This window comes from Streptomyces sp. NPDC001056, from assembly GCF_053598955.1.
The window spans coordinates 38,733-48,067 of the sequence record NZ_JBSFLI010000045.1 but is presented as its reverse complement, the minus strand read 5'-3'; the positions used below and the strand labels follow the sequence as shown (position 1 = coordinate 48,067).

Genomic DNA, 9,335 nt, shown 5'->3' with positions numbered 1-9,335 from the left:
GCGGCGCAGGAAGTAGCCGGTGGCGAACTGGTGGTAGGACGGCGTGTCGAAGTTCGCGTCGGTGACCGGGTAGAACAGCACCTGCTGGACCAGCGCGGGACCGCCGCGCTCCTTGGCCATCAGGGTGAGGGCGGCACTCATGTTGCCGCCGACCGAGTCCCCGGCCACCGCCATCCGCGAGCCGTCCAGATCCTTGGTCGCGCCCTGCTCCACCACCCACTGGGCGACGGTGTAGTTCTGCTCGATGGCGACCGGGTAGCGGGCCTCGGGGGAGAGGTCGTACTCCGGGAAGACCACCGCGGCCTGCGCCCCGATGGCGAGTTCGCGCACCAGGCGGTCGTGGGTGTGGGCGTTGCCGAACACCCAGCCGGCGCCGTGCAGATAGAGGATGACCGGGAGGCTGCCGGAGGAGCCGGGGGGCCGGACGATCCGCGCCCGTACGCTGCCCGTGGGGCCGCCCGAGACGGTGATCCACTCCTCGTCGACCGCCGGTTTCCCGATGTCCCCGGACTGCACCTCGTCGACCGCCTTACGGCCTTCCGCGGGCGGCAGGTCGAACAGGAACGGCGGTTTCGCGGTCGCCGCCGCGAACTCGGCCGCCGCGGGCTCCAGTACCGGTTGCGGGGGCGCTACGGCATCGGACATCGGTTCTCCTCGGCATCTTCGGGCCGTCGGGCCGGCGGGCGGACGGCCGACGTTCCCACAGTGCACGGTTTCTCCCGGTGCCGCACGTGGAGCGCCCGCGGGGTTCCCGCCCGCCCGGACGGGACCGTCCCCGGTGCGGGAAAAGGGCGTGAAGCGGTGGCGATCGGCGCGAGAGAGTGTGCGCATGGAGTTCCTCTGCCACCACCGCGACCGCTCCGACTCCCTCGCGCTCCGCATGGAGTTGCTGGAGGAGCACTGGTCGTACATGGACCGGTACGACAAGGAGATGATCGCCCGCGGCCCGACGCTCGCGGCCGACGGCGAGGTGCCCACCGGCAGCGTGCACATCCTGGATCTGCCGGATCCCGCCGCGGCCCGCGCGTTCGCCTTCGACGAGCCCGGCTACCAGGCGGGCGTGTACCGGGACGTGCTGCTGCGGCGCTGGCGCAATCTGCTCGGGCGCACCATGTGGGACTTTCCCGGCGGACGCACCGGCGGCAACCGCTACCTGGTCCTCGGGCTCGGCGCGGGCGAGCCCGCCGACCTCACGGTTCCGGCCGGGCGCGGCGACGACCTGATCGCCTACGGCCCTCTGCTCTCCGACGACGCCGCCCTCTGGCTGGGCACGGCGGCCCTGCTCCGGGCCCCCGGCCCGGCCGCCGCCCGCGCCCTGCTGACCCGGGACCGCTACGCCGAAATCGAGGTCCACGCCTGGCGGTTCGGGGGCCGCGGCTAGCGGCCCCCGGCGCGCGTGGCGCTCGGACGCCGTCCGTCATGCGTCGGCCGGCGCGCATTCCAGCCGGCGGCGGGACCGCAGCCGGCCGACGAGCAGAGCGGTCACCGCCGCCAGCACGATGAGCGGCATCTGGTTGTACGCGTCGCGTCCGAGCAGCAGCACCGCCAGGACGCAGCTGGTGAGGGGCTGCCCGGTGACCACGGTCGCCGCCGCCGTGATGCCCAGCGCGAACGCGGGCGCGGCGCCGAGTCCCGGCAGGCCCGCGCAGGCCAGCCCGGTCGCCACGCCGATCAGCACGGCCGGGAAGATCGGGCCGCCGCGCAGGCTGCCCAGGCTGATGCCCCAGGCGAGCGCCTTGCACAGGACCAGCGCCACCAGCGCGAGCACGGACCACCCGCGCGGGTCCTCGGCCATCTGCCCGAGCGTCGTCTGTCCGGACAGCGCCGCCTCCTCGGGCGAGCGGCCGGTCAGCAGGGCGTACGCCGTCAGACAGACTCCGACGGCCATGGCGCAGGCCGACGTGCGGATCGCCGTGGCGCGCGTGGAGGTCCACCGGTGGGTGCGCTCGCCGAACTGGTGGGCCGTCGAGACGAGTACGGCGACCAGCGCGGCGGCCGGCAGCCCCCACAGGAAGTCGCCCGCGTCCGGGAGGGTGTCCTGCGGCACCGTCGGCAGCGCGAGGGCGCCGGTCGACAGGCCGGTCCAGTGGCCGAACCCGGTGAACACGAGCGCGCCCGCCCCGCTCGCGGTCAGACAGGGCAGCAACAGCACGGCGAGCCGGGGCCCGGAGAGTCCGACGGCCTCCACGACCATGATGGCCGCCACCACCGGACCGCCCAGAATGGTGGAGATCGCCGCCGTGGAACCCGCGGTGGCCACGACCTTCGCCGAGGCGGGATCCGCCGGATGCCGTCGCAGCGCCCGCACACCGAGCAGCGCGAGCGCGGACCCGACCGCCATCAGCGGCGCCTCCGGGCCGAGGGTCACGCCCAGTGGCAGGGTGAGTACGGCGGCCAGCGCCACGCCCGGCAGGGCGCGCGGTCCGATGGGGTCCCCGCCGAGACCGTGCACCGGGACATGCCCGCCCGCGCCGGGCAGCCGGGTGACGATCGGGGCGAGGATCAGTCCGGCCAGCGTCAGCGCGGGCAGCGGCCACCACCAGGGGGCGCGCCCGAGGCCGAGGGTGTGTGGCAGTTCCTGCCACACCAGGTTCTGGATCCAGTGCTGGAGGCCGACGAAGAAGAAACTGGCGAGCGCGATGGGCACGCCGAGCCCCAGCGACAGCGGAAGCAGCCGGAGATAGCCGCGGCTCAGCAGCAGCCGCGCCGGGTCGTCGGCCGCGGGGGACTGCCCGACCGTGCCGCTCACGCCCGCTCCACCTCCACCGCCCACGGCGCCCTCGGGTGGCGTTCGGCAACGCACCGGGCGGGCTTCAGTAAACGACCGCCCGCCGCGCCCCGCATCTCGGGAGGCGCCTGACCAGCCCAGGAACGAGGCGTCCCGGCTCAGCCCAGCGCCAGCCGCATGAGCGTCAGATCCAGCCGGCGGCCGAACTTGAGGCCGGCCTCCCGCACCGTCCCGGCGTGCTCGAAGCCGAAGCGCTCATGGAGCCGGATCGACGCGGCGTTGCCCGCCTCGATACCGGCGATCACGAGGTGGTGGCCCGCCTCGCGCGCCGCCGCGATGAGCGCGTCGAGCAGCGCGGAGCCGATGCCGAGCCCGTGCCGGCCCTCGCGGACGTAGACCGAGTCCTCCACCGTGTGCCGGTAGCCCTCCAGCTCCCGCCAGGGCGCGAACGTGGCGAACCCGGCCACCTCGCCGTCGGCCTCGGCCACGAACGCCGAACCGCGCTCCAGGTGCCTCGCCAGCCATGCCTCGGCCTCGGCGGGCGACTGCGGGGTCTCGGTCCACAGGGCCGTCGAGTGCTCGATCGCGTGGTTGCGGATCGCGCGCACCGCCTCCGCGTCACCGGCGCACGCCGGGCGCACCGTCGCCACACGATCTCTCTCATATATTGGAAGCATGTCCAACATAGTAGATCCCCTGGTCGGTCGGATCGCGGCCCGCATCCGCGCCGAGCGGGAACGGCGCGGCTGGACCCTGGCCCAGCTGGCGGAGGCGTCCGGCGTCTCCCGCGCCATGATCAACCGGATCGAGCGCGGTGAGAGCAGCCCCACCGCCGTGGTGCTCGGCAAGCTGTCCGCCGCCTTCCAGCTGAGCATCGCCTCCCTGCTCGCCCTCGCGGAAGGCGCCCGGCCGGAGCGGGCTCAGGACACGGACGGGGAAGCGGGCGTGTGCCGTCGTACCGAGACGCCCGAATGGCGGGACCCCGCCACCGGCTACCGGCGCCGCCAGATCACCGGCCCGCGCTTCCCCGCGGAGGTCGCCGAGATCCGGCTGCCCGCGGGCGCCCGGGTGCCGTACCCGGCCGCGGCCTTCGCCTTCGTACGCCAGGTCGTCTGGGTCCTCGACGGGCGGCTGAGCTTCCACGACGGTGACGACATCCACGAACTCGGCCCGGGGGACACCCTCGAACTCGGCGATCCCGCCCCGCGCGTCTTCGCCAACACCACCGACACCGAATGCCGTTACGCCGTGATCCTCGCCCGGGGCGCGCGGCCCTGATCCGGCCGGTCAGTCCTCGCCGTGCTGGCGGCGGATCCGGGCGGCCACCTCGTTCTGCTCCGTCTCCCACCAGGGCCGTACCCGCACGGCCTCGGCCCCGTCGGACGCGCCGTCGGTGCGGCCGATAGCGGGCGCCGGGGACACCACCGGCGTGAGGTCACGGTCCAGACGCCGGTCGAGCGCCGCGGCCTGGACGCGTTCGGCGCGCGCCCACTGCACGAGGATCGCCAGCAGGAAAGGCAGTGCGACCAGTTCGGCGATGCTGAGCATGGCGCCGCCGCCGATCTGCTGGTCCCGCTGGACGTCCGGCGACCAGGCCGGCGCGTGGTGCAGGTACCAGGCCCCGGCGATCAGCGTGCCGTGCGTCATCACCACGAGGCCGGGCACCGCGTCGATGACGCCGTCCAGGAACACCAGTGCCGCACGCACCGGGTGGCTGCACCACGTGGGCAGCGCCTCCTCACGCGTGAGCACCGGTACGACGAACAGAGAACCGGCCGCCAGCAGGTGCAGGTACATCAGCTCGTGCAGCCAGCCGACGCGCAGGGCCGTGGCGAAGTACGGCGTGAAATAGACCGTCAGCTCGGTCCCCAGCACCAGGGCCGTACTGACCAGGGGGAAGGTGAGCAGTCGTACGATCCGGCCGGTCATCACCTTCTGCACCCGCCCGGCCCCTCCGCCGGGCAGCGCCTCGACGGCGAGCCGCAGCGGATCGCCCAGGGCCAGGCCGAGCGGGGTGATGAGGTCCAGCAGGACGTTCTGCACCGCGGCCGGCCAGAACAGCACATGGTCGTAGACCGCGAGGCTCGACATGGTGGCCACCGCGAGCCCGCCGAGGCCCAGCAGCGTGAACGCGAGGGTCCGGCCCGGCGACCACGTGCCGCCCGCCCGGCGCACCCGGAGCACACCCCAGCCGTACAGACCGCCCAGCAGGGCGATCAGGATCAGCGCGGGCACATCGACCTGCCACGATGTCAGCGCTCGCGCGGGTGTCAGCTCCGGCAGGCTCCCGACCGCTACGACGGCCGTCGCGTGACCAGACATGGAAAAGCTGCCTCCACCTGCCTATAGGGAGCACACCGGACGACAGGTGACAGTAGCCGCCGACGGCGCGGGACCCGGCGGCAGGGTCCCGCGAGGCGTCCTTCAGTGGGCCACTCGGCCGACCGTGCTGAAGCGGGCCGCGCGGCGCCGCAGGTGGCGGCGGCCGACCGCGGCGCGCGGGCCGGCCTCGCCGGGCCGGGTCCGGTAGAAGAGGCGCTTGGCCACCTCCACCAGGACGAGGTAGCACACCACCATCCCGGCCAGCGCGGCGAAGTAGCCGAGGGGAAGCCGCTGGAAGCCGAGCGTGGGGGCGAGCGGGGTGATCGGCAGTACGGCTGCCACGACGACCACGGCCAGCGTGGTCAGCACCAGCGGCAGGCTCGCCCGGCTGCGCCAGAACGGGCTGCGCCGGGTGCGGATCGCGAAGATGACCAGCGTCTGGGTGGCGAGGGACTCCACGAACCAGCCGGTGCGGAACTGCGCGGGCCCGGCGTGGAAGACCCACAGCATCACCCCGAAGGTGACGAAGTCGAACACCGAGCTGATCGGGCCGAAGCACAGCATGAACCGGCGGATGAACGCGAGGTCCCAGTGCGCCGGGCGGCGGACCTGCTCCTCGTCCACCTCGTCGGTGGGAATGGCCAGTTGGCTGGTGTCGTACAGCAGGTTGTTCAGCAGGATCTGCGAGGGCAGCATCGGCAGGAAGCTCAGGAAGAGGGAGGCACCGGCGGCGCTGAACATGTTGCCGAAGTTGCTGGACGTCCCCATCAGCACGTACTTGATCGTGTTGGCGAAGATGCGCCGCCCCTCGGCTACCCCGTTCGCGAGGACGCCGAGGCTCTTCTCCAGCAGGATGATGTCCGCCGCGTCCTTGGCGACATCGGTGGCCGAGTCCACGGAGATACCCACGTCGGCGGCGTGCAGGGCGAGCGCGTCGTTGACGCCGTCACCCAGGAAGGCGACATCGCTGCCGGTCTCCCGCTGCAACCGGACGATCCGCGCCTTCTGCTCCGGACTCACCCGCGCGAACACGGTCGTCCGGGCGATGGCGGCGGTCAGGTCGGCGTCGTCCAGGCCGTCAAGCTCCGTGCCGGTGAGCGCGGTGACCTCGCCGAGCCCCAGGTCGTGGCAGACCTTCACGGCCACCGCGGCATTGTCCCCGGTCACGATCTTCACGCCGATCCCGAGCGCGGCCAGCCGTTCGAGCGCCTCCGCGGCGTCCGGCTTCGGCGGGTCCAGGAAGACCAGCAGCCCGGCGAGCCGCAGCCCCCGCTCGTCCTCGGCGGTGGGTGCCGCGGCGGTCGGCAGGGGACGCGTGGCGACAGCCACCACCCGGTTGCCCGCCGCGAACTCCGCCTCCAGCCGCCGACGCGCCTCCTCCGGCACCTGCCCGCAGCGCTCCAGCACGGCCTCCGGGGCACCCTTGGTCACCAGCAGCGCGGCGCCCGAGGCGTCGGTGACGGTCACGGAGACCAGCCGCCGCTCATGGTCGAACGGCAGCAGCCCCGTCTTGGTGCACCCGGCCACCGCCGCGCGCTGGGCGTCGGCCGCGGGGGAGGCCCACAGCGCCGCGTCCAGCGGGTTGCCGCCGACCGCCCGGCCCTGGTCGAACTCCGTCTCCGTGCACAGCAGCCCCCAGCGCAGCACGTCCTGCGCCGAGTCGTCGCCCAGCGGCACCGGCCGCATGAACTCGATGCGCCCCAGCGTCAGCGTGCCGGTCTTGTCGGTGAACAGGACGTCCACGTCCCCGAGGTCCTCGATGCACACCAACCGCTTGACCAGCACCTTGAGCTTGCTCAGCCGCCGCGAACCGGCCGCGAGGCTGGTGGAGACCACCGCCGGGAGCAGCTGGGGCGTGATGCCGACCGCGATCGCGAGGGAGAACAGCAGGGCGTCGATGAGCGGTTTGTGCAGCACCACGTTGATCACGAAGATCGTCGTGGTCAGCGCGCCCGCGACGTACACCAGAAACATGGAGAAACGCCGCAGTCCCACCTGGAACTCGGTCTCCAGCTGGTGCTCGCCGAGCCCGGCCGCGATCGCCCCGAACTCGGTGCGCGCGCCCGTCGCGACCACCACCCCCCGCCCGCTGCCCGCGTGCACCACGCTGCCCATCAGCGCACACCCGGTCAGCTCCGCGAGCGCGGACCCGGCGGGCACGGCCGCCGTGTCCTTGGCGACCGGCAGGGACTCGCCGGTCAGCGCCGACTCGTCGCAGTTCAGCTCGGTCACCGACAGCAGCCGCAGATCCGCGGGCACCACGTCGCCGAGCCGCAGGTCCACCACGTCGCCCGGGACCAGACGGGTGACGTCGACCTCCCGCGGACGGCCGTCGCGCAGCACCAGCACCTGGTGCCGGATACGGGCGTGCAGGGATTCGGCGGTCTTCTCCGCCCGGTACTCGTTGACGAAGCCGAGGCCGACCGAGAGGGCGACGATCACCGCGATGATCACCGCGTCGTTGCGTTCGCCGACGAAGTACGACACGACCGCGGCGGCCAGCAGCAGGCCGAGCAGCGGGGAGCGCACCTGGTGCCACAGGACCAGCAGACCGCGCGCCCGGTGCGAGCGGACCGCGTTCGGCCCCCAGCGCACCAGCCGCCGCTCCGCCTCCTCCTCGGCCAGCCCGGTCTCGGCCACGCCCAGCTCGCGCAGCACCTGCTCGCCGGGTCGTGCCGCCGCCGCGGCGATCCCGCTCGCGGCACCGGGGCCGGCGTCGACGGTCGTGGTCACCATGCCCGGCCCCTGATGACGACACTGGTGCGGTGCTGCATGACGAGGAAGCTCCTGCCCGAGAGGACGTCGGCCTCACCGGCCGCTCGGTCACCAGTCTCCGCGTCCGCCCCGAGATCGCCACGGGGCCGTTCGGGCCATCCCGGCCGACTCAACGTCCTGCGGTGCGGGGCCGGGCCGCGGCAGGATGGGGCGATGCCGACCACGCCAGGGAAAGCGGACCGGATGGACCGGATAGAACTGACCGAGGACGAACTGCGGGAGATCACGGGCTACGCGGCCGACTGCGCGAGCAGGGCACTCGCCCTCTTCGAACAGAGCGTCGCCGCCGACGCGCGCCCCCGCGAGGCCGTCGACGCGGCCCGCGCCTTCGCCGGCGGCGGCCGGCGCACCCAGGCGCTGCGTCGCTGCGCCTTCGCGGCGTTCCGCGCGGCGCGGGAGGCCGGCTCACCGGTCGCCGCCGACGCCGCCCGCGCCGCGAGCCACGCGGCGGGCGCCGCGTTCCTCCACCCCCTCGCCGACGCCCACCAGGTCAAACACATCCTCGGCGCGGCGGCACACGCGGCCCGGGCGGCGGAGCTGGCGGCCGCCGAGGACCCGGCGGTCGCCGCCGCCGCCCTCGCGTGGGCGCGCGGTCACGCCCCCGCCGCGGTCACCGCCGTACTCGGCCGACTGCCCCCCGCACCTCCCGGAGGGGGCCGCGTGGGCGGATACATCCGGGAACTGGACAGCGCGCTGCGGGCCTGAGACGGACGCGCCGCGCCGGACGACGGCCGCCGTCCGGCCTCTCGGCCCAGGGGGCGGCGGGTCGCCTCGGCGCCGGGCGACGGGTGCCGTCGGCGTGCTGCCCAGGGCGTGGCGGGCCACCTCGGAGTCCGCCGGCGGTCGCTCGCCGGGCCCTTCGGCCCAGGGGCGTGGAGGGCCGGGTGGCCGGCGCTACTCGGGCTCGGGACACGGGGCCGGGCGGGCGCCTCGGACCAGGCGGCAGGCTTCCGCCACCGGCTCGCCGGGCCCTGAGCACGGCGGGCCGTCTCACGGCCGGACGGTGATCGCTCCGGGCCTCGGCCCAGGACCTGCCTCGGGCCCGGCCGGCGGACGCCACTCGGTCTCGTGGACCACCGGTGGGGCGGTGGCCGGTCCGTCCTCGCCTCGTGATCGCTGACGGGGGCCGTCTCGGGGGTGGGGCCTCGCGTCTCGCCGCGTGACGGGTCGAGGCGGTCGGCGCTACGCGGCTTCGTGGGTCGGGCGGAGGGAGTCCCGGGGCGGTCGTTCAGCCCGCCTCGCGGTGCAGGACGCGACGTGCCGCCTCGGCTTCCGCGGCCGGTGGGGACAGCTCGTCCAGGGTGTCCAGTTCGTCGTCCGCCTCCAGCTCCCGCTCCCAGGCCGCCGCCAGCTGCTCCTGCTCGGCGCGCGGCTTCGCGCCGATGGTCTCCCGCTGATCGGGGTCCAGGGCCGCCATGAATCGTCCGACCGTGTCCGTCGGCATGCCGTGCTCCTTGTCGCGAGAACTGCCACTCTCAGCCCAGCATGGCCAATCGGACGTGCGTCCGCC

At 74.1% G+C, this 9,335-nt stretch carries 9 protein-coding genes; 3 read left to right on the top strand and 6 right to left on the bottom strand.

Going from position 1 to position 9,335, the window contains the following annotated elements; all coding sequences use genetic code 11:
* A partial coding sequence (locus ACWDD7_RS34000) for an alpha/beta hydrolase (RefSeq protein ID WP_450460228.1) occupies window positions 1–645 on the bottom strand: 645 nt, incomplete at its 3' end.
* A gap of 184 nt (window positions 646–829) precedes the next feature.
* Here ACWDD7_RS34000 and ACWDD7_RS33995 point away from each other — a divergent pair.
* A complete protein-coding gene (locus ACWDD7_RS33995) occupies window positions 830–1,381 on the top strand; it encodes a YciI family protein (protein WP_450460227.1) in 552 nt (183 codons plus the stop codon).
* Between the two features lie 36 nt (window positions 1,382–1,417).
* Here the strand turns inward: ACWDD7_RS33995 and ACWDD7_RS33990 are convergent, their stop codons facing one another.
* A complete protein-coding gene (locus tag ACWDD7_RS33990) occupies window positions 1,418–2,749 on the bottom strand; it encodes a chloride channel protein (RefSeq protein ID WP_450460226.1) in 1,332 nt (443 codons plus the stop codon).
* A gap of 137 nt (window positions 2,750–2,886) precedes the next feature.
* A complete protein-coding gene (locus tag ACWDD7_RS33985) occupies window positions 2,887–3,405 on the bottom strand; it encodes an N-acetyltransferase family protein (RefSeq protein WP_450460225.1) in 519 nt (172 codons plus the stop codon).
* Here ACWDD7_RS33985 and ACWDD7_RS33980 point away from each other — a divergent pair.
* Complete coding sequence (locus ACWDD7_RS33980) at window positions 3,404–4,006, top strand: helix-turn-helix domain-containing protein (RefSeq protein WP_450460224.1); 603 nt, start codon at window positions 3,404–3,406, stop codon at window positions 4,004–4,006. The genes ACWDD7_RS33985 and ACWDD7_RS33980 overlap by 2 nt on opposite strands.
* A gap of 9 nt (window positions 4,007–4,015) precedes the next feature.
* Here ACWDD7_RS33980 and ACWDD7_RS33975 read toward each other — a convergent pair whose 3' ends face one another.
* A complete protein-coding gene (locus ACWDD7_RS33975; protein ID WP_450460223.1) occupies window positions 4,016–5,050 on the bottom strand; it encodes a cytochrome c oxidase assembly protein in 1,035 nt (344 codons plus the stop codon).
* A 102-nt stretch (window positions 5,051–5,152) separates the two neighbouring features.
* On the bottom strand, window positions 5,153–7,786 hold the full coding sequence (mgtA, locus tag ACWDD7_RS33970; RefSeq protein ID WP_450460222.1) for a magnesium-translocating P-type ATPase: 2,634 nt from the start codon (window positions 7,784–7,786) through the stop codon (window positions 5,153–5,155).
* A gap of 222 nt (window positions 7,787–8,008) precedes the next feature.
* On the opposite strand from mgtA, the gene ACWDD7_RS33965 reads away from it, so the two are divergent.
* Complete coding sequence (locus ACWDD7_RS33965) at window positions 8,009–8,530, top strand: putative immunity protein (protein WP_351868263.1); 522 nt, start codon at window positions 8,009–8,011, stop codon at window positions 8,528–8,530.
* A gap of 523 nt (window positions 8,531–9,053) precedes the next feature.
* Here the strand turns inward: ACWDD7_RS33965 and ACWDD7_RS33960 are convergent.
* Window positions 9,054–9,269: a hypothetical protein gene (locus ACWDD7_RS33960; protein WP_285563165.1), complete on the bottom strand. Its 216-nt coding sequence runs from the start codon at window positions 9,267–9,269 to the stop codon at window positions 9,054–9,056.
* Between the last annotated feature and the right edge of the window lie 66 nt (window positions 9,270–9,335).